Origin of the sequence: Anoxynatronum buryatiense (assembly GCF_900182905.1) — a bacterium.
Classification (GTDB): domain Bacteria; phylum Bacillota; class Clostridia; order Peptostreptococcales; family Tindalliaceae; genus Anoxynatronum; species Anoxynatronum buryatiense.
This window is the reverse complement of the sequence record NZ_FXUF01000001.1, coordinates 585,606-609,514: the sequence shown is the minus strand read 5'-3', so window position 1 is coordinate 609,514 and position 23,909 is coordinate 585,606. Positions and strand designations below refer to the sequence as shown.

Annotated in this window: 22 protein-coding genes; 18 read left to right on the top strand and 4 right to left on the bottom strand. The window is 48.4% G+C overall.

All coding sequences use genetic code 11. The features are described 5' to 3' along the window. Positions 1 to 37 precede the first annotated feature (37 nt). Positions 38 to 1,093, bottom strand: coding sequence for a LacI family DNA-binding transcriptional regulator (locus QOL74_RS02765; protein ID WP_283407899.1), 1,056 nt, complete (start codon positions 1,091 to 1,093; stop codon positions 38 to 40). 380 nt (positions 1,094 to 1,473) lie between these two features. On the opposite strand from QOL74_RS02765, the gene iolG (QOL74_RS02760) reads away from it, so the two are divergent. The 14 genes from iolG (QOL74_RS02760) to QOL74_RS02695 all read left to right on the top strand — a co-directional run bounded on the left by iolG (QOL74_RS02760) (position 1,474) and on the right by QOL74_RS02695 (position 16,895). Next, the gene (gene iolG, locus QOL74_RS02760) at positions 1,474 to 2,502 is read left to right on the top strand and encodes an inositol 2-dehydrogenase (RefSeq protein ID WP_283407898.1); all 1,029 of its coding nucleotides are present in this window, start codon (positions 1,474 to 1,476) and stop codon (positions 2,500 to 2,502) included. Between the two features lie 147 nt (positions 2,503 to 2,649). After that, positions 2,650 to 3,606 carry a substrate-binding domain-containing protein gene (locus QOL74_RS02755; RefSeq protein WP_283407897.1) on the top strand — a complete coding sequence of 319 codons (957 nt, stop codon included), beginning with the start codon at positions 2,650 to 2,652 and terminating at the stop codon, positions 3,604 to 3,606. A gap of 97 nt (positions 3,607 to 3,703) precedes the next feature. Further along, positions 3,704 to 5,218 carry a sugar ABC transporter ATP-binding protein gene (locus QOL74_RS02750; RefSeq protein WP_283407896.1) on the top strand — a complete coding sequence of 505 codons (1,515 nt, stop codon included), beginning with the start codon at positions 3,704 to 3,706 and terminating at the stop codon, positions 5,216 to 5,218. 21 nt (positions 5,219 to 5,239) lie between these two features. Beyond that, positions 5,240 to 6,268 carry an ABC transporter permease gene (locus QOL74_RS02745; protein WP_283407895.1) on the top strand — a complete coding sequence of 343 codons (1,029 nt, stop codon included), beginning with the start codon at positions 5,240 to 5,242 and terminating at the stop codon, positions 6,266 to 6,268. A 128-nt stretch (positions 6,269 to 6,396) separates the two neighbouring features. Continuing rightward, positions 6,397 to 7,431, top strand: a complete 1,035-nt coding sequence (gene iolG, locus QOL74_RS02740; protein WP_283407894.1) for an inositol 2-dehydrogenase — start codon at positions 6,397 to 6,399, stop codon at positions 7,429 to 7,431. Between the two features lie 16 nt (positions 7,432 to 7,447). Beyond that, positions 7,448 to 9,310, top strand: a complete 1,863-nt coding sequence (gene iolD, locus QOL74_RS02735; RefSeq protein ID WP_283407893.1) for a 3D-(3,5/4)-trihydroxycyclohexane-1,2-dione acylhydrolase (decyclizing) — start codon at positions 7,448 to 7,450, stop codon at positions 9,308 to 9,310. A gap of 31 nt (positions 9,311 to 9,341) precedes the next feature. Beyond that, positions 9,342 to 10,238: a myo-inosose-2 dehydratase gene (gene iolE, locus QOL74_RS02730; RefSeq protein WP_283407892.1), complete on the top strand. Its 897-nt coding sequence runs from the start codon at positions 9,342 to 9,344 to the stop codon at positions 10,236 to 10,238. A 61-nt stretch (positions 10,239 to 10,299) separates the two neighbouring features. Further along, the gene (locus tag QOL74_RS02725; RefSeq protein WP_283407891.1) at positions 10,300 to 11,379 is read left to right on the top strand and encodes a transaldolase family protein; all 1,080 of its coding nucleotides are present in this window, start codon (positions 10,300 to 10,302) and stop codon (positions 11,377 to 11,379) included. Positions 11,380 to 11,604: 225 nt separating this feature from the next. Beyond that, positions 11,605 to 12,459, top strand: coding sequence for a hypothetical protein (locus QOL74_RS02720; protein WP_283407890.1), 855 nt, complete (start codon positions 11,605 to 11,607; stop codon positions 12,457 to 12,459). A 65-nt stretch (positions 12,460 to 12,524) separates the two neighbouring features. Next, the gene (locus QOL74_RS02715) at positions 12,525 to 13,331 is read left to right on the top strand and encodes a 5-deoxy-glucuronate isomerase (RefSeq protein ID WP_346771699.1); all 807 of its coding nucleotides are present in this window, start codon (positions 12,525 to 12,527) and stop codon (positions 13,329 to 13,331) included. A gap of 137 nt (positions 13,332 to 13,468) precedes the next feature. Then, positions 13,469 to 14,497 (top strand): inorganic phosphate transporter, encoded by a 1,029-nt coding sequence (locus tag QOL74_RS02710; protein WP_283407889.1) that lies wholly within the window; start codon positions 13,469 to 13,471, stop codon positions 14,495 to 14,497. Between the two features lie 149 nt (positions 14,498 to 14,646). After that, entirely contained in the window at positions 14,647 to 15,477 is an 831-nt protein-coding gene (locus QOL74_RS02705; protein WP_283407888.1) for a Cof-type HAD-IIB family hydrolase, read from the top strand. A 114-nt stretch (positions 15,478 to 15,591) separates the two neighbouring features. Beyond that, positions 15,592 to 16,245 (top strand): CoA transferase subunit A, encoded by a 654-nt coding sequence (locus QOL74_RS02700; RefSeq protein WP_283407887.1) that lies wholly within the window; start codon positions 15,592 to 15,594, stop codon positions 16,243 to 16,245. After that, on the top strand, positions 16,245 to 16,895 hold the full coding sequence (locus QOL74_RS02695) for a CoA transferase subunit B (RefSeq protein ID WP_283407886.1): 651 nt from the start codon (positions 16,245 to 16,247) through the stop codon (positions 16,893 to 16,895). Before QOL74_RS02700 ends, QOL74_RS02695 begins: the two co-directional genes overlap by 1 nt. Positions 16,896 to 17,075: 180 nt before the next feature. Here the strand turns inward: QOL74_RS02695 and QOL74_RS02690 are convergent, their stop codons facing one another. Together QOL74_RS02690 and QOL74_RS02685 are read right to left on the bottom strand one after the other, a co-directional pair. Beyond that, positions 17,076 to 17,933 (bottom strand): 2-oxoacid:ferredoxin oxidoreductase subunit beta, encoded by an 858-nt coding sequence (locus QOL74_RS02690; protein ID WP_283407885.1) that lies wholly within the window; start codon positions 17,931 to 17,933, stop codon positions 17,076 to 17,078. Then, positions 17,934 to 19,619, bottom strand: coding sequence for a 2-oxoacid:acceptor oxidoreductase subunit alpha (locus QOL74_RS02685; protein ID WP_283407884.1), 1,686 nt, complete (start codon positions 19,617 to 19,619; stop codon positions 17,934 to 17,936). It abuts the gene before it with no gap. A gap of 275 nt (positions 19,620 to 19,894) precedes the next feature. Here QOL74_RS02685 and QOL74_RS02680 point away from each other — a divergent pair, with 275 nt between their 5' ends. The 3 genes from QOL74_RS02680 to QOL74_RS02670 all read left to right on the top strand — a co-directional run bounded on the left by QOL74_RS02680 (position 19,895) and on the right by QOL74_RS02670 (position 21,721). Next, positions 19,895 to 20,614, top strand: a complete 720-nt coding sequence (locus QOL74_RS02680) for an HAD family hydrolase (RefSeq protein ID WP_283407883.1) — start codon at positions 19,895 to 19,897, stop codon at positions 20,612 to 20,614. Between the two features lie 77 nt (positions 20,615 to 20,691). Further along, positions 20,692 to 21,414 carry a molybdenum cofactor guanylyltransferase gene (locus tag QOL74_RS02675; RefSeq protein ID WP_283407882.1) on the top strand — a complete coding sequence of 241 codons (723 nt, stop codon included), beginning with the start codon at positions 20,692 to 20,694 and terminating at the stop codon, positions 21,412 to 21,414. Then, positions 21,356 to 21,721, top strand: a complete 366-nt coding sequence (locus tag QOL74_RS02670) for an Asp23/Gls24 family envelope stress response protein (protein WP_283407881.1) — start codon at positions 21,356 to 21,358, stop codon at positions 21,719 to 21,721. Before QOL74_RS02675 ends, QOL74_RS02670 begins: the two co-directional genes overlap by 59 nt. 46 nt (positions 21,722 to 21,767) lie before the next feature. Here the strand turns inward: QOL74_RS02670 and acpP are convergent, their stop codons facing one another. Next, positions 21,768 to 22,004, bottom strand: coding sequence for an acyl carrier protein (gene acpP / locus QOL74_RS02665; protein WP_283407880.1), 237 nt, complete (start codon positions 22,002 to 22,004; stop codon positions 21,768 to 21,770). Positions 22,005 to 22,283: 279 nt separating this feature from the next. On the opposite strand from acpP, the gene QOL74_RS02660 reads away from it, so the two are divergent. Beyond that, positions 22,284 to 23,900: a Na/Pi cotransporter family protein gene (locus QOL74_RS02660; RefSeq protein ID WP_283407879.1), complete on the top strand. Its 1,617-nt coding sequence runs from the start codon at positions 22,284 to 22,286 to the stop codon at positions 23,898 to 23,900. Positions 23,901 to 23,909 lie beyond the last annotated feature (9 nt).

Sequence of the window (23,909 nt, the reverse complement as noted above, 5' to 3'; positions counted from 1 at the left end):
TTTTCGACAATCTCAACACCGCCAACCGGCGGTGCGTTTAACTATGATTGACAACTTTGACAGTGTTAAAGGGAAACTTCAGTTTACGGGTGGTTTTGCGAATCACCAGCTCGGGTTCAAGAATGGTCTTGCGAACACCCCGGGTGGCACTGCCATTAATTTCATTCAGTAGCACCTCTGCCGCATATTTTCCCATGAGATACTTGGGCTGGGCAATGGTGGTCAACTGAATCTGAGGATAACCGGAAAAAATAATATTGTCAAACCCCACCACGCCAAAGTCTTCAGGAACACGGATGCGATGGAGCTGAAGACACTCCAGCACCCCAAGAGCAATGATATCATTGCCGGTAAAAACAGCGTCGGGCGGGTTGGGCAGTTTCAATAATTCCTCCATCAGAGCAAAGCCGCTTTCGCTGTAAAAGTCATGATTAACAATTAATTCATCGGTAAGCGGCATGTCATAACTTTCTAAAGCCATTTGATAACCTTTGAGTCGTTCTGAGTTGGAATGCGAGCTTTTTCGTCCGCCGATAAAGGCGATCCGTCGGTAGCCGGCCTCGATGAGATGTTTGGTGGCAATGAAGCCGCCCCGCAGGTTATCGATCTCAATATAACTATGGCGACCGGTGCTGGATTGTCCGCTGAAAATCACCACCGGAAGTTGTATATCTTCCAAATAGCTGTGGTCACCGGTAGCGGGACCGTCAAAATCAGAGGCGGGTTTGATGATGATGCCGTCCACTCGTTTTTCCTGAAGAGCTTTCAGATAAACCGTTTCTTTCTCCATATTCCAGTTGGTATTACAGAGAAAAACAGTATAGCCATGTTCGCTGGCAACATCCTCCACACCCCTGGCAATTTCAGGGAAAAAAGGGTTAACAATATCAGGAATGACCAGCCCGATGGTGTGTGTCCGCTGAGTTACCAGTCCCCGGGCAATGGCATTGGGTTGATACCCCATTTCCTGGGCAACTGACATGATGCGCTCCCGGGTTTGCTGATTGATCCCTGGCTTGTTGTTAAGTGCTCTGGAAACGGTTGCATAAGAACAATCAACCATCCGGGCGATATCTTTTATGGTAACAGCCATCACGAACCACTCCTGTCATCGGGGACATGCTTTATTTATACGATACACGATTCTTTCAAAAATTTCAATCGGCAGCAAAAATCCTTGTGAATAGAATATCAAACGTTTGCATTGATTTCAAGCGATTTTCTAAAGAATATGAAGTTCAAAAGAACGTTTTCCTCGATGGATTTGAAAAGAATATTTTTTTATGAGCTGCAATCATTGAAAAAACTAGCCTTAAAATTTGTTAATATATTAACGGATGCAATATCTTAGTGAGCCTATTGACAATTTTCTCAAAATACAATACTATTTTCTTAGAAATCAATGCAAACGTTTACGATGAACCTGATTGTTTTTAAGGAAAACGGGTATTGAGAAAGAACGGAGGAATTTCCTTGAAAAAGATCCGAACAGGTATTGTCGGACTGGGTCGCTTAGGCCGGCAGCATGCTGAAAATGCGGCATTCCGCATACCTCACCTGGAACTGCAGGCGGTTTGCAGCGTTGTTCCTGAAGAAGTCGAAGACTTTCAAAAAACCTGGCAAATTCCTGAAGGATATGTGGATTATGATGAAATGATTGAGAAAAGCGATCTTGAAGCAGTGCTGATTGCTTCTCCCTCCGGGTATCACTGCCGTCAAATTGAAAAAGCCCTGGCTGCCGGACTGCATGTCTTTTGTGAAAAACCGCTGGGGATCAGTCTTGATGAGTGTCGGCAGGCCGAACGGGCTGTTGAGGCACATCCAGATCAGATTTTCATGCTTGGATTCATGAGGCGCTTTGACCCTTCCTATCAATATGCGAAAAAGAAGCTGGAAGAAGGTGCCATTGGGAAGCCCATTTTGTTTAGAGGGTACAGCATTGATCCCGAATCAGCCATTGAAGGTGCCATTCGTTTTGGCCCTACCAGCGGCGGACAGTTTTTGGATATGGCGGTTCATGATATAGACCTGGCCAGGTGGTTTCTCCAGGCGGAAGCGCGAAGCGTTTATGCTGTTGGTGGCTGCTACCTCCACCCTGAGTTTGCCTCTTTTAATGACGGTGATAATGTATCAGCTTTAATGCAATTTGAAAACGATACCATGGCTTTCTTTGTGGCTGGAAGAACGGCACCACATGGATATCATATTGAAACCGAAATTATCGGAACGCATGGAACTCTTCGAATCGGCGGAACACCCAGAGCCAACCAGGTGGAAATTCTTGACCGGCACGGTGTTCGACAGGAGTGTGCCCAGAACTTTCTGGAAAGATTTGAAGAAGCCTATCTCAACGAACTTCAAACCTTTGCTCAATGTATCTTAAAGGGAGAAAAGCCGGACGTGAATGTGTATGACGGCACCCGGGCAACGATTATTGCTAAGGCGGCTACCCGGTCTTTCCGGGATAAGGAATTGGTTTGGATCGACGTACGCAACGCATAGGCACTGGCGGTGTCGCCGTGTGAAGCAAATCGGACCGGCGTCACCGGAAGCATATGATGTATCTGTTAGCGATATTAGCGGCATAGCTGTTAATATAAATGTGTCAGAGATCCACAATAAAAACCAAGAAAGAAGGGGGAAGAAAGAATGAAAAAGAAGTTAAGCTTGTTATTGGTGTTGGTACTTGCTGTAGGGCTGCTGGCTGCATGCGGCGGCGGCGGAGGTGGCGGTACTGAGGCACCTGCTGAAGGAGGCGCCATGACCATCGGATATGCCAGCAGTAACCTGAACGACACCGGTCAGACTTTTGTGGCCGATGGCGCACGGGCTTATGCTGAAGCTAATGGCCTGACCATTCAGGTACAGGACGCTCAGGAAGATGTTGTGCGACAGCAGGACCAGGTAAAAACCATGATCGAGCAGGGTGTTGACGCGCTGGTGGTCGTTCCTGTTGATACCGAAGCTATGGGTCCCATTACTGCCGCTGCACAGGAAGCAGGCATTCCATTGGTATATGTCAACCGCAACCCCTTTGGCGAAGACCAGCCGCCTGAAGGCATCTACTACGTAGGTTCTCAGGAAATCGTTGCTGGACGTATGCAAGGTGAAGCCTTGGTTGAAATGATGGGCGAAGAAGGCAATGTGGGAATTCTCATGGGAATCCTCAGCAATGAAGGTGCCATCAAGCGAACAGAAGGTAATGAAGAAGTTCTTGGGCAGTATGCAGGTATCAATATTCTGGCAAAAGAAACAGGCAACTGGCAGCGTGACCAGGGAATGTCTTTAACAGAAAACTGGCTGACTGCTTATGGGGACGATCTGAACGCCATTTTGGCCAATAACGATGAAATGGCATTGGGTGCAGTTCAGGCACTTCAGGCAGCAGGCCGTGACGATGTACTTGTCATGGGTGTAGATGCCATTCCTGATGCCAAAGAAGCAGTTAAAGGTGGCAGCTTGGCAGCCACAGTTCTTCAAGATCTCTACGGACAGGGAAACATGGGAACCGAGATTGCCCACCAGGCAGCTCAAGGCAATTCACCGGCGCAATTAACCTGGATTGACTTTGTTCCGGTAACCATTGATAACGTTGACGAGTTTTAATCACCAAAAATAAATGATTCATTCTGAATGGGGAAAGGGAGGAAAACCCTTTCCCCATCTCAACATCAGATGAAAGATTAAGTTGGGGTGGTGCGAAATGACGGAACAACCGCATGTACTGGAAATGAAAAACATCATCAAAAATTTTCCCGGTGTTCAGGCGCTAAAAAATGCCGAATTATCTGTGGAAGCTGGTGAAATTCATGCTCTCATGGGCGAAAACGGAGCAGGAAAATCGACGCTAATGAAGTGTCTGATCGGCATTCATCCGCCGACTTCAGGTGAAATCTATTTCGACGGAAAGCTGATAGAGAATTACTCGACGGCCGATGCTTTAAACATGGGAATCTCCATGATTCATCAGGAGCTGAATCCGGTGGAACACCGGCCCATTATGGAGAACATCTGGCTGGGGCGTGAACCCAAAAACCGGCTGGGGCTGGTGGATCACAAGAAGATGTATGAAATGAGCAAAGAAGTACTCGAACTAATCGATCTTAAGGAAGACCCGAGAACAGAAATGCGCCATTTAACGGTGGCTAAAATGCAAATGATTGAGATTGCCAAGGCGATTTCCTACAATGCAAAGCTGATCATTATGGATGAGCCCACATCGGCGCTCACCAACAAAGAAGTAGAACAATTGTTCAGCATCATGCGAAAACTGAAAGAAAATGGAAAAAGCATCATCTACATTTCACATAAACTGGATGAAATCTTTGCCATTACCGATAAAGTGACAGTGCTTCGGGACGGCCAGTATATCGCAACAGAGAAGACGGCTGATCTGACAGTGGAACGAATGATCAAACTGATGGTGGGACGGGACATAACCGAAATGTTTCCCAAAGTCGCCTGTGAAATTGGGGATGTGAAACTGGAAGTTAAAAATCTCTCCAACGGAAAACACTTTAAAAATGTATCTTTTCAGGTGCGCAAAGGCGAAATTCTGGGCGTGGCCGGGCTGGTAGGTGCCGGCAGAACAGAAGTTATTGAAGCCATTTTTGGCATTCGATCGGCTGATGGCGAGATATATATTGATGGTGAGCGAGTCAGCATTCATTCGGCCGAAGATGCCATTAATAACAAGATGGCCCTCCTGACGGAAGACCGTCGGATGAACGGGATCTTTCCCATGTTGAATATTCTTCAAAACATGACAATTTCCAATATGAAAAGTTATGTGAAGAAAAATAAGCTGGTGGATCATAAGAGAATGAAGACAGATGCTCATCGCTTCATTGAAACGCTGTCGGTCAAAACGCCGGGGATCCATCAAAAGATTGAAAACCTCAGCGGTGGGAATCAGCAAAAAGTACTGGTGGCCAGATGGCTCTTGACTGAGCCGGACATTCTTTTTCTGGATGAACCTACCCGGGGAATTGACGTGGGGGCAAAAGCAGAAATTCACAAGCTGATCACCAGTCTGGCAGGTCAGGGAAAAACCATCGTGATGATCTCTTCAGAACTCCCGGAAGTCATGGGAATGAGTGACCGGATTATGGTGATGCATGAAGGTCGGGTAACGGGCATTATTGAAAATCGAAAAGACCTGACTCAGGAAGAAATCATGCGGTATGCCACCGGAGCGGTGGAAGAAAAACTGGCCTAAGTGCTCATAGGGGGAAGGAAAATGTCAAAAGAATCGGTAGAAAATGCAGTGAAGCAGAATGGCGAGAATGGCCATGCCAAGCAGGCGGCCATCGAAATCCTCAAAAAATATGGAATTGTTTTCGTCCTGATTCTCATGATTATCGGAATCTCTGTTCTAAGACCTAATTTTTTAACGCCAAATAATATTTTCAACGTTCTGACACAAAGTGCTATTTTCGGAATTATGGCTCTGGGTATGACGCTGGTGATCACCTCGAAAGGAATCGACCTTTCTGTTGGATCTGTTTTGGCACTTACTGGAGTAGTCGCTGCCAGTCTGGGCCAGTCGGCAGCGGCCACCAGTAAATTTTTTCCCGGATTGGGAGAACTGCCCCTCATCGTCCCTGTATTAGCGGCAATTTTGCTGGGAGCTCTCATCGGAGCTATCAATGGCGGCTTGCTGTCTTATACAGGTATTCCCGCATTTATTGCCACATTGGGGATGATGACCATTGCCCGTGGCTTTGCCCTGATCTATACCGGCGGCAGTCCCATCAGTTCACTGACCCCTGCCTTTACACGACTGGGGGGAAGGCTTGGTGTGGTGCCCATTCCTGTCATCATTTATGGCATCATGATTGTCATTACATGGATATTGCTGAATAATACCCAGTTTGGCAAAAATGTGTACGCCATTGGCGGGAACATAAAAGCGGCTGAAGTTTCCGGCGTTAATGTGAAAAAGAACCTGATTTTGATTTATGCTTACTGCGGCATGTTGGCAGGGGTTGCAGCCATTGTTTTCGCAGGCCGTGTGGGCAGTGTGCATCCGGGTGCGGCCACCGGGTATGAACTGACAGCCATCGCAGCCACCACCATTGGGGGCACCAGTCATGCTGGTGGAATTGGAACCGTATGGGGTGCCGTTGTGGGGGCGCTGGTACTGAGTGTACTGAGAAATGGACTGACACTGCTGGGTGTGCATGCTTATTGGCAGCAGATTATTGAAGGGATGATCATCGTTGTGGCGGTTATCATTGATATGCGTAAAAATGCCAGAAAGAAATAATCACAACCCAAACCTGGCATTGTAAAGAATGCAGGTGAGGAAGGCGGGAGAAGCGATTATTGGAATGACATAAAATACATCAACAGAAAAGCCATGTTATACATTCTATGAAAGACAGGTGATAAGGAATGAACAAAAAAGAAATCCGAGTGGCACTTATTGGAGCAGGTAGAATTGGCAAATTGCATGGCGATAATATTTTAGCTCAGTTTCCCGGCGTCAAACTGGCAGGTGTGGCCTCTGTCCCTATGGAGGCAGCGCTGGAGTGGACCAGGCAAAAAGGAATTGAACGCGTGACTGAAGATTACCGGGAGCTGGTGAATGACCCGGAGATTGATGCCGTACTCATTTGTTCATCAACAGATACACATGCAGAAATCATCATTGAAGCGGCAAAGGCTGGAAAACATATTTTCTGCGAGAAACCCATTGCTTCTTCAGTTCCCCGAATTGTAGAAGCGTTGGAAGCAGCTAACAAAGCCGGTGTTAAATTGCAGGTCGGGTTTAACCGACGATTTGACCCCCACTTTGCAAAAGCCCAGGAAATGGTGAAGGATGGAAAAATTGGTGACCTGCATTTACTGCGCATCACATCCCGCGACCCGGAAGCACCACCGGTTGAATACGTGAAGGTTTCCGGCGGCATGTTCCTGGATATGACCATCCACGACTTTGATATGGCACGATTCCTTTCCGGCAGTGAAGTGGAAGAGGTTTATGCCTCAGGCGCTGTATTAGTTGATCCGGCCATTGGTGAAGCGGGCGATATTGATACGGCAGTTATTCAGTTGAAATTTGCCAACGGTGCCATCGGAACCATCGATAACAGCCGTCGGGCGGCCTATGGGTACGACCAGCGGATTGAAGCTTTTGGTTCCAAAGGGCAAGTGGCAGTTGCCAATGTGCCTGAGAGCAATGCGGTTCTTAGCAACGGCGAGGCTGTTGTGGGTGAGAAACCTCAGTATTTCTTCCTGGAGCGTTACCAGCAGTCTTTCATCCGGGAACTGAGAGACTTCTTTGAAGCCATCGAAAAAGACACACCAACTCCGGTTACCGGGCAGGATGGTTTGGAACCGGTACTGATTGGGTTGGCAGCCGCACTTTCTGTCAAGGAAAACCGGCCGGTCAAGCTGGATGAAATCCGGCAGCAGTTTGGATTATAGCAGGGAGGTAGACCTTATGAAAACCATCAGACTCACCATGGCCCAGGCACTGGTGAAATTCCTTGAAAACCAGTATATTTCAGTGGATGGGGAAACCCATCGGTTTATCAAAGGTGCATTTGGTATTTTTGGCCACGGCAACGTGGTGGGATTGGGAGAAGCTTTGGAGAACAGTCAGGAACTGATTTTTTATCAGGGAAACAACGAACAGGGGATGGCCCATGCCGCCATAGCCTACGCAAAACAGAAAAAGCGCCAGGAAATATTCGCAGTGACCACCTCCATTGGTCCAGGAGCCATGAATATGGTCACCGCTGCAGCAACGGCAACAGTGAACAGGATTCCGGTGTTGCTGCTGCCAGGAGATATTTTTGCTTCCCGGCAGCCAGATCCGGTGCTGCAGCAGGTGGAAAACCCCGCAGACCTGACAATCAGTGCCAATGATGCCTTTCGATCCGTCAGTCGCTACTGGGATCGGATCACCCGGCCCGAACAAATCATGACGGCGGCCCTCAATGCCATGCGAGTACTCACCAATCCGGCCAACACCGGTGCGGTGACCCTTTGCCTGCCCCAAGATGTGCAGGCAGAAGCGTACGACTATCCCGTTGATTTCTTCAGAAAGCGGATTCATTACATGGACCGGCTGACGCCGGAGACGGCCGCTGTTGAACGGGCAGCTGCACTCATTGAAAAAAGCCGCAAGCCGCTGCTGATATGTGGCGGTGGTGTACGCTACTCAGAAGCCGGCGAGGCCTTCGCTGCCTTTGCTGAAGCTTTTCAGATTCCCTTTGGCGAAACCCAGGCAGGTAAAGGAACACTGCCATGGGATCATCCACTGAATCTGGGTGGTTTGGGAGTGACCGGTAATCAGGCCGCCAACCGCATTGCCCGGGAAGCAGATCTGGTCATTGCTGTGGGCACCCGGTTGGGCGACTTCACCACTGGGTCTAAAAGCGCTTTTGGCGAAGGCAGTATCCCCATCATCGGACTCAATGTACTTGATTTTGATGCCTGGAAAATGGACGGATTGCCGCTGGTGGCAGATGCCCGGGAAGGGTTAAATGCCCTGCGTCAGGCTCTGGAAAAAACAGGCTATCAGGCATCTCATGGTGAACGGATAGACACAGAGCAGGCAGCCTGGCGTCAGGAAGTGGCTCGCCTCTATGAAACTGATTGGGTCGAGGGACTCTCCCAGACTCGGGTGCTGGGAGAACTGAACGACCATCTGCTGGATGACAGTGCCATTGTGGTGGGTGCTTCCGGCAGTCTGCCAGGGTGCCTCCAACGACTCTGGAAGACAAAGAAAGCCGATGGCTATCACATGGAATATGGGTTCTCCTGCATGGGGTACGAAGTATCAGGAACACTGGGTGCTAAAATGGCAGCGCCGGATCGGGAAGTCTATGCCATGGTGGGGGATGGCAGCTTTGTAATGCTCCATTCAGAAATTCTCACCGCCCTGCAGGAAAAAATCAAAATTAACGTGCTCCTTTTTGATAATTCGGGTTATCAATGCATCCTGAACCTGCAGCGCTCCAAGGGAATCCATGATTTTGCCAATGAGTTTCGCTACCGGGGAGAGAATTCCGGCAGACTGGATGGCAACTACGTGCCCGTGGATTTTGCAGCCATCGGAGCCGGCTATGGTATGAAAACCTACAGGGTGAGCACCATTGAGGAACTGCGGGAAGCCGTTGCCGATGCCAAAAAACAAACCGTTTCCACATTGATTGATATCAAAGTGCTTCCTGGCAGCATGACTGGCGGTTACGATTCCTGGTGGCGTGTGGGTGTTCCGGAAGTGTCGCAAAACCCTGATGTTGTCAAAGCCCATGAAGAAATGGCTGAACAGGTTAAGAAAGCACGCCCCTATTAAAAAACCACCTTTCCCACTGGAGGAATGAAACATGTATCCATTTAAAAATGTGAAGTTGGCGGTTGCTCCCATTGCCTGGACCAACGATGATATGCCGGAACTGGGTGCCGAGTATACCTTTGAAAATTGTATTGACGAAATGGCGCTGGCCGGCTACGTTGGCAGTGAAGTGGGTAATAAATATCCAAAGGAACCAGCCGTACTAAAAGCAGCCCTCGATGAGCGGGGCCTTCAAATTTGCAATGCCTGGTTCAGCAGCTTTTTAACCACAAAACCCCTGGAAGAAACCGTTGAAGCATTCATTAAACAGCGCGATTTTCTTCATGCACTGGGGGCCAAACGTATTGGCGTTGCAGAACAGGGACACAGCATTCAGGGGCTCATGGATGTACCGGTCATTGATCAGAAGCCCGTGTTTTCGGAAGAAGAGTGGCACCGTCTCACCACCGGCCTTAACCGGTTGGGAGAACTGGCAGCCGAAAAAGATATGAAGGTGGTGTACCATCATCATATGGGAACGGGCGTTCAGACCACTGCCGAAATCGACCGACTCATGGAGCAGACAGATCCCAATAAGGTGTTCCTTCTCTACGACACGGGTCACCTGGTTTTCTCAGGTGAAGATCATGTGATGATTCTGAAAAAATACATCAACCGCATTTTCCATGTGCATCTGAAAGACGTGCGACAGGAGGTCATGGAAACGGTTAAACAGGAAAAACTGAGTTTTCTCCAGGGCGTGCGACAGGGCGTGTTCACTGTGCCGGGCGATGGCATGATCGATTTTGACCCTGTGTTCAAGGTGCTTTCAGAGCAAGGCTATGAAGGCTGGTTTGTGGTGGAAGCAGAGCAAGACCCTGCGCTGGCCAACCCTCTGGAGTACGCAAAAATGGCCCGCAGCTTTATTAAGGAAAAAACTGGCTTGTAAGTCATCTTATCAACAGCCGGGTGGTTCGTTATTGACTTTAGTTGTCCCAAGGAGGTAAAAAATGGATTCCAAACAATATAAAAGTCCGTTGCACGAAATGGCAGAAACCATGTCCAATGATTTCTGGAATGATTCCTGCGCCATCGATGAGTTAACTTATGCACTGGAGTATGGCGCTGTGGGAGCCACCACCAATCCGGTTATCGTGGGGAATGTGTTAAAGCAAGACAAAGCACGGTATGATGAACGTATCAAAGAAATGGTGGTCACCATGCCGGAAGCCACAGAAGACGACATTGCCTGGAAGCTTAATGAAGAAATGGCCCAGGCTGGCGCCAAAATGTTAATGCCCATATTCGAAGCATCCAATGGGCAAAAAGGGCGCATTTCCATTCAAACCAACACCAAATATTATCGAAACTGGAAACTGCTGCTGGAGCAGACCATGCATTTCAGCACCCTGGCACCGAATATTCAGGTTAAAATGCCGGTGACCAAAGCTGGCGTTAAAGCAGTTGAAGAAGCCACCTATCAGGGTGTGAGCATTAATGCCACTGTCAGTTTTACGGTGCCCCAGGCACTGGCCATCGGCGCAGCCGTTGAACGTGGGTTGAAACGGCGGGAAGCAGAAGGTAAAGACACCAGCCAGATGCATCCGGTATGCACCATTATGGTGGGTCGAATCGATGACTGGTTGAAAGAAGTGGTGAAACGGGATGGTATTGAAGTAAATCCGGAATACCTGGATTGGGCCGGAGTTGCTGTTATGAAGAATGCTTATCGTATTTACAATGAAAGAGGCTACCGCACCCAGTTACTGGCGGCAGCTTATCGCAATGACTACCAGTGGACAGAGTTTATGGGCAGTGACCTGGCCATGACCATTCCCCACAAATGGATTAAAAAGTTCAATGAGTCAGATGTGAAAGTGGAACCCCGCATGCAGATTCCGGTGGATCCGCAAATCATCGAAACCCTTGCAGCGAAAATACCGGATTTTATCAAGGCATATGAAGCCGAAGGCATGACTGAAGAAGATTTTGATTCTTTTGGAGCCGTCAACACAACCCTGAAGCAATTTCTTGAGGGATATGATGATCTGGTAAGAATGATCCGTGAGTACATGGTTATCATTCGGTAACTTATAGAAACCTGAAGCGCCGGAAACGGCGCTTTTCTGGCAAAACAGGATGCAGTGAAGCCTATGTACATGCAGTGGGATCATCAAAACAGTCAACTGTTGATGCAAAATGCTCTCCAATAGGCAGGCAGACATAAGCTGCGTATCATTGGGAACAACGGGTATGAAACCTATAGTTCAGTTTTACAAAGACTTGTCAGCCCAACCTGAGAGGAGGAGGTATTCGTGTCATCTTTAAAAACCATGAAAGCATGGGCAGTCAAAGTCAATTCAATAGATGAAGTGCCTGAGGTTTTCAGAGGCACCATTGTGGATTTACTTGAAGGGAACACTACATTTCCCCATATGGTGTATGCCCCCAAAAACAGTCAGACAGGCAAACCGTCTGTAGATACTGTTATGGCGGCTACACTCGACCAGGTGATGTTCTGCATGCAAGAGGGGAACGGAATTCGTACACTGATCTACGATTTTGCTGAATTGCAGGCAATACAAATAGGGACAGTGCTGCTTCAGTCCTGGATCAGGTTTTTTGGGAACACCACTTCTGGGTATAAGGATACAAAGCTCTATTATGATACAGTGATGGAAGAACTTTTTCTTCCGGTGGTTGAAAACGCCCGATTGAAAGCCCTGGGTCTGAGTGAACAGGGAACGGAACCTGATGCAGGTGTGTTGGGTCAATTAATGGAAGAAAGTATGAAATTCCTCAACTATGGAAAACAAAGCCTGCTGCCGGGTCAGCGAGTACGATCAATGGTATACCAGCCTCGGGCAAAAGGAACGACCACCTCAGAGGAAACCAATGAGACGGCGCCCCACCTGACACTGCTGACAAGTGAAGAGTTAATTCTTATACAGGAAACAAAAAAAGACACTTCTGCCACCCAAAAATACAGTGGGATCTGGACCTACATCCCTCTTCATCAAATCACCACAACAATGTTGGAAGAATCTAATGATGATGGCTGGGAAAAACTGACCATTCAACTGAAAGAGCAGAAGCCGGTGACAATTCTTTTTGATGCGGCCAATCGCCTGGAGATTCAGACACTGGCAGCGCAGCTTCCGCAGGTGTGAAGACAATGTGATGTGGTGAAGATTATTGTTGAAAGTGACATCATATAATATGAGGAGGTATTTCATTGCAAAGGGAAGAACTGATTATCTCTGCTCCAAAACCATTTGACAAAGGATACAATGAAATCACTGCCATGGATGGAAGAGCAAGCGAGATGCTTATGGATTTTGGCATTCATTTTCTGGACAAAGGCATGGAGATAAACAATGATGAAGACATGGAACGTGCCTACTTGTTATTGAATGGAAAAGTTATGTATGAATGGGATGGAAAGATGCAGGAAGCTTCCAGAAACTCCGTTTTTGAAGAAAATCCCTGGTGCCTGCATGTGCCGCCAAAAACAAAAGTGATTATCAAGGCCCTGGCCTCCGGCACGGAGATCGCCGAGCAAAAAACAGATAACAAAAAGACTTTTCCTTCCAAACTGTATACACCTGAAGAATGCCTGAGTGAACAGTTTGGAGCAGGTACCCTTAATGAAACAGCGACCCGTACCGTGCGCACCATTTTTGATGATCGAAATGCACCTGATGCCAATCTGGTGATGGGAGAAGTGATCAATCATCCGGGCAAGTATTCCAGCTGGCCGCCCCACCATCATCCTCAGCCAGAAATCTATCATTACCGTTTTTACCCGGAAAAAGGGTATGGTCATTGCGAAATTGGTGATGATGTTTTCAAGGTGCAGCATATGGATACATCAGTGCTGCCCGGAGGATTGGTGCATCCCCAGACGGCCGTTCCCGGGTATGCCATGTACTATCTTTGGATGATTCGACATCTTGAGGGAGCCCGTTTTTCAGAGCGGATTTTTGTAGATGAACACAAATGGCTTCTTGATCCGGATGCGAAAATTTGGCCGAATAAGTAAAAGTGCCAACAGTAAAGAGCCTTTCCAACCGGTCTGTGGGAGAAAATTTCTTCGACAGGCCGGTTTTATTTGGCGCTTTTGAAAGAATCATGTAAAATAAGAGCAACAAGCTCATGACAGATGCAGGGAGGTGTCCGATGGAAGAAGGTTTGAAAACACTGATTTACCTTTCAGCCGGTTTGTTTATGGGTTGGTCGTTGGGTGCCAATGATGCTGCGAATATTTTTGGAACAGCAGTGGCCACACGGATGATTCGTTTCAAAACGGCCGCTCTGCTCATGAGTCTCTTCATTGCCCTGGGAGCGGTGGTCAGTGGCAGTGGTCCGGCGGCAACCCTTGGAGCCCTGGGAGCGGTCACCAGAATTGAAGAAGCTTTTTTGGTATCGCTGACTGCAGCGGTAACAGTGATGGTGATGACCCGCCGGGGACTGCCTGTATCCACCTCTCAAGCTATTGTGGGAGCACTGGTGGGCTGGAACCTGCACAGTGGTGAATCCATCGATATGAGTGTGCTGACAAAAATTGCGAGCACCTGGGTGGTTGCTCCATTGCTGGGGGCGCTGTTTGCCATGGGACTTTACCTCCTGATGAAGATGTTTCATGAACGGTCCCACATTCACTTGGTGAAGATGGATCGTTTGATTCGTGTGGGGCTTGTTTTGTCTGGTATTTTTGGTGCCTACAGCCTGGGTGCCAGCAACATGGCCAATGTGATGGGCGTGTTTACCAATAGCTTTTCCATTGATTTGGTGATGGGAAGCGGCCGACAGATGATCACCTCCCAGCAACTGCTCTTTTTACTGGGAGCCGCGGCGATTTCCCTGGGAGTCTACACCTATTCCCACAGGGTGATGCAAACCGTTGGCAGCCAGATCTACCGGTTGACGCCGCCGGCGGCCCTGGTGGTGGTGCTTTCCAGTGCGCTGGTATTGTTTCTGTTTGCATCTCAGGGGCTGAAGTCGGTGCTCATTGCTGCGGGACTGCCCTCTCTGCCTTTGGTGCCGGTTTCTCAATCACAAACGGTAGTGGGGGCTGTCATCGGCATTGGCCTTGTCAGAGGTGGCCGCAACCTGAATCTGAAGATGTTGGGAACCATAATGGCAGGCTGGGTAATCACCCCTTTGGCAGCCATGATCCTGGCTTTTTTCCTGCTTTCTTTTGTTTAAAAAGATTGAAAGGGTTCGATTTTGAGCGGTGAATGTTCTGATCAAGCGCTCTATTAGCAACTTGTTTGACTACTTTAGCTGTGAAGCAATCAATAGTCTGAAATTGTGAAGCATTCAATATCGAAACAGATGAATAACAGGAGGTAAATATGAAAAATACTCACATAAAACTGATTGTGTCAGATGTGGATGGAACCCTTTTTGAATCAGGAAATCAGGTAAGTGCGGCCACTGTCAAAATGGTTCATGATTATCAGAAGGCTGGGGGGGTCTTTACCCTGGCCACCGGCAGATTGAAAAAAGCCATTGAGCCCTTTATTCAGCAGCTTCATATTCACTTTCCCGTCATTGTCTATAATGGGGCTCAAATTGTTGATTCAGTCACCAATGAAGTGTTGGCGGCGCATACTCTTGACAGAGAACTGGCCTTGAAAGCTCTTGATTTACTGACACATTTTCCTTTAGATACCATCATGCATGTGAACCAGGTGCCCTACGTGAGAAGCCACACACCAGCAGTTTTGGAACACATGGAAAAAGACGGTATTGCGTGTCACTGTCAGGAGGATCTAACGCCTCTGGCAGACCAGGATCCCACTAAGATGCTGATCATTGGAGACCCGTCTGAATTGAAACAGTTTGCCAATGAGTTGATTGTATCTGCCGGCTATGATTTCGGGCCTGTTTATTCTGACTGGAATTATCTGGAAATACTGCCTGCAGGGGCCTCAAAGGGAGCAGCACTGGAGCAGTTGGTGAAGCTGAAAGGCTTTGACATGGAAGAAGTAGTGGCGGTGGGAGACGAAAGAAATGATCTTTCGATGATTCGGGCGGCAGGCACGGGTGTGGCTGTGGCAAATGCCAACGAAGAACTGAAGGCAGCAGCCGATCGGATCACCCAGGGACCCTGGAACCTGGGATTGGAAGAAATGTTGGAGGAAGCCATACAAAGTTTGATAGATAATGATGCAGGAAAATAAAGGCATAATCGCAAAAAAAGCCACCTCATTTGGACATAGCGCTAAGAATCTGGTATGATAGACATGAAAACGCGGCATCGGACATAAAAAACTGACGGAGAAGGAGGTTTGTGCATGAACAAAATCATCTCACTGGAACAGGCAATGGATCTTGTACACGATGGTATGACAGTGATGATTCCTGGATTTATGGGTGTGGGAACCCCTGAAACACTGGTGGATGGATTGGTGGAGAAGGGTCTGCAGGATCTGTTTATTATCTGCACCGACACAGCGAGACCTAATGTAGGCATTGGCAAGCTGATTGTTAATGGGCAGGTGAAAAAACTATATGCCTCACACATTGGCACCAATCCTGAAACAGGCCGTATGATGAATGAAGGGCTCATTGATGTGACGCTGATTCCCCAAGGCACACTGGCGGAAAGAATTCGGGCAGGTGGTGCCGGGCTGGGCGGGTTTTTGACCCCTACCGGTGTGGGGACAGTGGTGGAAGAAGGCAAGCAGAAAATCGTTGTGGATGGAAAGGACTATCTGCTGGAGCTTCCCCTGCGGGCAGACGTTGCCCTGATTCGGGGTTCAAAGGTTGATAAAAAGGGCAACATCTGGTACAATGCGGCCACTCGCAATTTCAATACGGTTATGGCCACAGCCGCCAAGACGGTTATTGTGGAAGCTCAGGAGCTGGTGGAAGTGGGCGAAATCGACCCCAATAATGTGATGACTCCGGGAATTTTTGTGGATTACATCGTAAGGGGGAATGCATGATGGATGTGCGCGAACGCATTGCTAGACGGGTTGCAAAGGAATTTAAAGACGGCGACATTGTGAACCTGGGCATTGGTATGCCTACGCTGGTGGCCAATTACATACCTGAAGGCGTGGAAATTATTTTCCAGTCGGAAAACGGTTTCGTGGGAATGGGTCCCGCACCACAGGAAGGCAATGAAGATCCGGACATTGTGAATGCAGGGGGATTGCCCGTGACTGTTTTGAAAGGAGCCGCTTACTTTGACAGCGCCACTTCTTTTGGAATTATTCGTGGCGGGCATGTGGATGCCACTGTGCTGGGAGCTCTGCAGGTGGACGAAGTGGGAAATCTGGCCAACTGGATGATTCCCGGCAAGCTGGTACCGGGCATGGGAGGTGCCATGGACCTGGTAGTGGGTGCCAAAAAAGTCATTTTGGCCATGGAACATACTGCCAAGGGACGCCCCAAAATCTTGAAGGAATGCACCTTACCCTTGACGGCACGAAAAGAAGTAAATCTGATTGTGACAGAGATGGGTGTCTTTGACATCACACCCGGTGGGATGTTTCTCCGGGAAATTGCGCCTGATGTGACAGTGGAGCAGATTCGTGAAGCCACGGAGGCAGATTTCATTGTATCTGAACATCTAAAAGTGATGGAAGAATAGCAGCGTTAAGTGAATCGAAGAAACTGAAAAAGCTCCCTCGGAGAACGCCGGCATCAGCTGCCGGTCATTAACCGAAGGAGCTTTACATTTGTTTGCACAAACAGGAACACATTATCAGTGAGTTAAAGAGGGCCCGTCATTTCTGGTGCCGCTGCCCTTTGTGATCATTAGAGGGAAGCATTAACGGAAATCGTCAAAGAATGGCATGACTCGTTCTGGGGCCAGTCGGCGGTCCACCAGTGGTGGGCCTTCCCGCAGCACTTCATTTAACTGGGTATACGTCGGCCTTTCTTCACGATAGAGGACTCCCAGAGGAATACCATCGTCCCATTCAAAGGCCTTTTGAAGTGCCTCCATGCGATTGCCGGGGTCGTAGCTTTCCGGCAGCTGGTAGGTATGTTCTTGGTACCATTTAAAAGTGTTGACTTTGTTAAATACCACGCAGGGTTGGAAAATATCCACCAGGGCATAGCCGGGATGGGTGATGGCAGCTTTCATCAGTTCAATGAGCTGTTCCCGTTCACCCACAAACCCCCGGGCCACAAAAGTGGCGCCCATGGTGATGGCCAGTGCCAAGGGCTTAAGCGGATTAAGCACCACACCTTCTGTCTGAATCCCTGTGGTATGGCCGGGCCGCGTGGTGGGCGAGGCTTGCCCTTTGGTCAGTCCGTAAATCATGTTGTCATGGACAAAGTGAGTCACATCCAAATTTCGCCGCATGTTGTGAATCAGGTGATTGCCGCCTTCGCCGTAAGAATCGCCGTCACCGGAGTTAATGATTACCGTTAGTTCTTTGTTGGCTACCTTGGCACCAAAAGCCGGAGGGACTGAGCGGCCATGAAGGCCGTTGAATCCGTTTGCCCGTAGGTAATGGGGGGTTTTGGCCGCCTGTCCAATGCCCGAGCAGACCAGTACTTCATGGGGGTTTTTATCCAACTGGGCCAGCGCTTCCTTCAAATCTGCCAGCAGGGCATGATTGCCGCAACCGGGGCACCAGGCGGAAGGGTCTGTGGAGTTGAAGCATTTAGGATCAGTCACTTAAAGCACCTCCTTTTTAACAGCTGCCACGATTTCTTCCGGTGCCATCTGTCGTCCGTCGAATTTAAGATAGCTTCGCTGGCAGGCGATACCGGTTTCCTGACGAATCAACCGGGCCAGCTGACCGGTATAGTTTTGCTCCACGTTCATGAGGATGCGGGCTTTATCAGCCAGTGCTGTTAACCGATTCACGGGCAAAGGCCATAAATCCCCAAATATCAGGGCACCGATGGGCGGCAGATCTGTTTCTTTTTCCAAGAGCTGCAGTGCTTCCTGAAGAGGGCCTGCCACAGATCCCCATGCCAGCAGGAGGATCTCAGGTGATTCGGCTCCCAAATGCCAGGGCTCTTCCACTTCATCTTTCAACAGTTCCAGTTTTCCCATCCGTTTTGACATCATTCTGATGCGCACTTCAGCAGATTCTGTGATGTGGCCTTCTTCATCATGTTCATCACTATCGGCAAGGACAATCTGGCCGGAAACTTTTCCGGGAACCAGGCGTGGTGATACGCCGTTTTCAGTGAAGGCATAGCGCTTGTAAGGATTCTCTTCAGAATAAGTGGTTCCCGCATCGAGGTGCCGGTCAATGCAGACGTCTGCCACATTGAAAGGTGGTATGGTGACCGTATAATCGGACAGATACTGATCGCTTAAAAGTATCACCGGCAGCTGATATTTTTCAGCCAGGTTAAAAGCCCGAGCTGTTTGAGCGAAAGACTCTTCCGGATTCCGAAGGGCGGTTATCATCCGGGGAATTTCGCCGTGGGAAGCGGTAAGGATAAAACTTAGATCGCTTTGTTCGGTACGGGTGGGAAAGCCAGTGGCAGGTCCGGGGCGCTGTACATTGGCCACCACCAGTGGTGTTTCAGTGATGCCGGCCAGCCCCAGTGCTTCAGTCATCAAAGAAAAGCCCCCGCCAGAGGTGCCTGTCATGGCCCTTATGCCTGCGTAATTGGCACCAATGGCCATGTTGATGGCAGCTATTTCATCCTCAGCCTGTTCCACCACAACGCCGGCTTCTGTTTGCTTGGCCGCCAAATAGTTCATAATACTGGTGGAAGGAGTCATGGGATAGGCACTGTAAAATGTGACACCTGCCGCCAGTGCACCCAGAGCGATGGCCTCGTTGCCGTTGATAAGTAACCGGTCTTCATCACTGCCGGGGGGCAGGGAGATACGGGGTTCTGTCAAGTCGGCGCCCAGTCGAAGTGCTTTCAAATTAGCTTCCGGTGAACGGGCTTTGAAAGCCTCCAATATGAGGGCTTCGGTGGGTTCAAGGGGTAAACCGTACCACTGAAGCAGCAGTCCCAGAAATACGGTGGTGAAAGTTTTGGCATTCCCGGCTTCTTTTGCCAGAGATTCCAGGGGCCAGTCAAAGAGCTGTGGGTGATGCTGCTTCAGTTTTTCATCGCAGAGCAACACGCCTTCTGGGTGCAATCGGGGAAGGTGTTCTGTGATGGTGGTTTCATCAAAGGCAGCGATCAGATCAAGGGAAAGCCGGTGAGAAGTTAAAGGCTGTTCGCTGAATCGGATCTGGATAAAGTTATGACCGCCTCGTACTCGTGACATGTAATCCTTATGGACAAAAACATGGTAGCCATTTCGTTTCAGGCTGCGTTCCAATAAACCAGACAAGGTGTCCATTCCCTGGCCGGCGGAGCCGCCAATCAATAAATTGTGGTCCAAACGATTCCCTCCTTTTATTACATCAAAGCAGCGTCAGATAAATAAATCAATCTGTCAAAGCTATACCCGTATCTGATGTTACTGTAACAGTATTTCAAATGATAACAGCGTTTCGTAAGATGGAAGTCTCATTGCAGGCATGAATGAATTACTCTATAATGGGAATCAGAATAGAAGGACCGGATGAAAAAAAGGCGCAACAGCCGTCGCGGCGTGGCATTCTGTAATGGAGGTAAAGGCCGGGAACTTTTGAGAAACAAAAAAGGAGACAGCCAATGAAGATCAAGACAGTTCTTTTTGATTTAGATGGAACGTTATTGCCAATGGACCAGGAAGGATTCATGCAACGCTATTTGAAAGCACTGACAGGACACTTTTATCAATACATGTCTCCTGAAGTGTTTCAGAAGCTTCTTTGGAAGGGAACTCATGAAATGCTGAATAACCAGGGAGGGAGCGAAACCAACGAAGCAACTTTTTACCGTGCATTTTTCGAAGCCCATGAAGAGAAGCGATCCGAAATGATTCAGACCTTTGAGCAATTTTATGAAACTGATTTTGAGCAGGCCAGAGAAACAACGGGAACAGATATCCGGATGATAAAAGCCGTTCATGCCTTGCAGAACAAAGGATATCGAATGGCAGTGGCCACCAATCCTCTGTTTCCATTGCGGGCTGTTGAAAAACGTATCGGTTGGGCAGGACTGTCTCCGGATCAGTTCGAATTCATCACCAGCTTTGAAACCATGCACGCTTGCAAACCTCATTTGGCATTTTATCAAGAGGTGCTGGATATTCTGCAAACAGAGCCGGCGTCGACCATCATGGTGGGAAATGATGCTCACGAAGATTTGATGGCCGGTGAACTGGGGATGCAAACCTATTTGGTGACCAATTGCCTGCTTCAGGCAGATAAACAGACAATGACACCAGACTATCGTGGCACCACGGAAGATTTTCTTGATTTTGTGGGAACACTTCCCAGCCTGCGGTGAAGTTGACTTAGATCCAGACAAGGCTGTTAAGCCGAATTCGATTATGATATAATGGATTAAGCGGGGTGAAATCAATGATGAAACACAGGATCACAGGCGTCATATTGGCAGGCGGAGCCAGCAAAAGGATGGGACGCAACAAGGCACAGCTTCCTCTGGGAGACCGACGCATGATTGAATGGGTAGCGGGTGCCTTGGATTGTTTGTTTGACGAAGTGCTGATCGTGACCCACCATCCCCAGTCATTTCCCATGCTGGATAATGTCCGCATCGTCCAGGATCTCGTGAATTCGGGTAACCGCAGCTCGCTGGTTGGACTGTATACAGGTCTCTATCACGCGAGGAACGATCTTATCTTTGCAGTTCCCTGTGATATGCCGCTCCTTAACCGGGCAGTGATTGAACACATGATCGAATTGCTGGACGGTGAAGATGTCCGGGTACCATTAATTGGTAGTCATTTTCAGCCCTTGCATGCGTTTTATCAAAAAAGCTGCCTGCCCCACATGAGACGTTACATTGATCGGGAGAATTATAAAGTCATCCGCTTTTATGAGGATGTACTGGTACGCACAGTTGACGAAAAGGTGTTGAGACAGTTTGATCCGGAGCTGAACTGTTTTGTCAATGTGAATGGCAGCAATGAATATGAAATGGTTCAGGAAATCTGGAAAGAAAGGGCACAACAGTGGTGCCATGAGTGGATGAAAAAGCCGCCTGTAAGAAGGAGGGAAATGACTGATGACAACCGCAGATCCATTGGTGATTCACAGCGATCGAGGCAAAATACGCATTTCTGAAGACATTATTATGACCATTGCGCGAAACGCCGTTTCTGAAATTGAGGGCATTGTTTCCATTAGTGGCGGGTTTCCGGGAAGCATGGCAAAAGTTTTCAGTCGAAACACCACCAGCAAAAGCGGTGTTCAGCTGGAAAAAGAATCGGATCATTTGATACTCAATTTATCCCTGGAAGTCCTTTATGGTATCCCCATTCCCAAAATGGTGGAACAAGCCCAGAAACAAGTGAAACAGGCAGTGGAAACCATGACCGAAATTCACGTGGAACAAGTGAATATTTATGTTAACCATTTAAAAACGACCTGATGGAGTCAGGTCGTTTGAGGTTGAGTGCTGATGTTCAGCACTTTTTTCATGCCGTTTTATGTTCTTCTACATATTCCACAATCTCGCCCACGGTACGCAGAGACTCAGCCATTTCATCGGGAATTTCCAAACCAAACTCATCCTCAATGGCCATGATGATCTCGACAGCATCAAGGGAATCGGCTTCCAGATCATCAAGCAGACTGGTTTCGGGAGTAATGACTGCAGGATTACCAATACCCAGCTGGCTGGCAATCATTTTTTGAATCGTGGTTAATACCATGAAGATCCTCCTTTTATTAGATCAGTTTCAGGTGGACGTGTTTCGTCCGTCAATAGGATACCATATTCACTACTGTTTGCCTATAGATTTATCATTGAAATCTGCGAACTTTTTCAGACTGAGACCTTTTTAGGTGAGGGGATCATAAATGCAAAAAAAAAGAATGAATCTGGATAGAAAACATGGCAAGTATTCAACAGTCGGTGTATAATGGTTATGATTTGCCTGTCCGGTGAAAAAGAGAACACCGAAGTGACAGATAGTTGGGGAGGATGAAGAATGGAGATTGCATTTGGTGTGCTGGGAGGATTAGGCCTGTTCCTGTACGGCATGCATGTGATGAGCAGCGGGCTGCAGAAAGTGGCCGGCAACAAACTGAAAGATATTATCAGCATGCTGACTTCAAACCGAATCATGGGGGTTGCCGTGGGTGCGCTGGTGACTGCCGTTGTTCAGAGCAGCAGTGCCACGACAGTTATGGTGGTTGGTTTTGTTAATGCGGGGATGATGCAGCTGGCTCAGGCGGCCAGCCTGATTATGGGTGCTAACATTGGTACCACCATCACCGCCCAGATTATCACTTTTAAAATTGACCGGTTTGCCCCAGTGATCATTGGCATCGCGGTGGGGGTCTGGTTATTCAGCAAAAATCGCAAAACCAAACAGCTGGCAGAAGCTTTCATTGGCTTTGGCATGCTGTTCATCGGCATGAAAATGATGGGGGATGCACTGCGTCCCATGCGAGAGTTTGAAGCCTTCAAAAACATACTGATCAGTTTTGCTGAGAACCCCTTTTTGGGAATTCTGGCTGGCTTTGGAATCACTGTCATGGTCCAGAGCAGTACCGCTTCCACAGGAATTTTGCTGGCCCTGGCCATGGAAGGGCTGATTCCCATCGAGTCCGGGTTGCCCATTCTCTTTGGGATCAATCTGGGAACAACAGTCACAGCAATTATTTCCAGTATTGGAGCAAATAAAACCGCCAAGCGGGCTGCCGCTTTCCACTTTTTGTTTAACGTCATCGGCACAGTTCTCTTTGTCTTTTTATTGCGGGAACCCACCTACCACCTGATCAAATACCTGAGTCCGGGAGATGTTCCCCGACAAATTGCCAATGCCCATACCATTTTTAACATTACCACCACGCTGGTATTGCTTCCCTTTACCGGCTATCTCATTAAGGCTGCTTTCAGGATGGTGCCCGGAGGTGCTGATGCCATTCAGGGTGTGAAATATATCGATGAACGAATTTTGAGCACCCCGGCGATTGCGTTGGGCACTGCCATTAAAGAGACCCTGCATATGGGGAATGTGGCCGGTGGTTCATTACGTGACGCCATGGATGCCATTTTTGACCGGGATCAGAAAAAAATAGATGAAGTGATGCGTACTGAGAAAATCACCAATGAATTGGAACGGGAGATAGCTTCTTACCTGGTGAAGCTTTCCAACCAGAATCTGGCAGCTTCCAATCGGGAGACAGTAGACGGCCTCTTTAATACCATCAATGACATTGAGCGGGTGGGCGACCATGCAGAAAACCTGGCAGAACTGGCCCAGTTTAAACTTGATGGCAATCTTATTTTCTCAGAGTCGGCCATTGAAGAGCTCAGAGAAATTACCGATCTGACCATTGGCGCTTATGAGTCGGCACTGACAGCCATGAAAGAACTAAATGAAAAGCTGATTGAAGAAGTGCTGGAGAAAGAAAAAGCTGTTGATAAATTGGAAAAGCGTTTCCGGGCCAATCATATCGGGCGCCTAAATGCTCACCAGTGTGTTCCCAGCGCCGGAGTCATTTTCCTTGATATCATCAGTAATCTGGAACGAATTTCAGACCATGCTGCAAACATCGCTCTGGCTGCCCGGGACGAAATTAGGGGTAAACGCAAGTAAGGAGTTGAC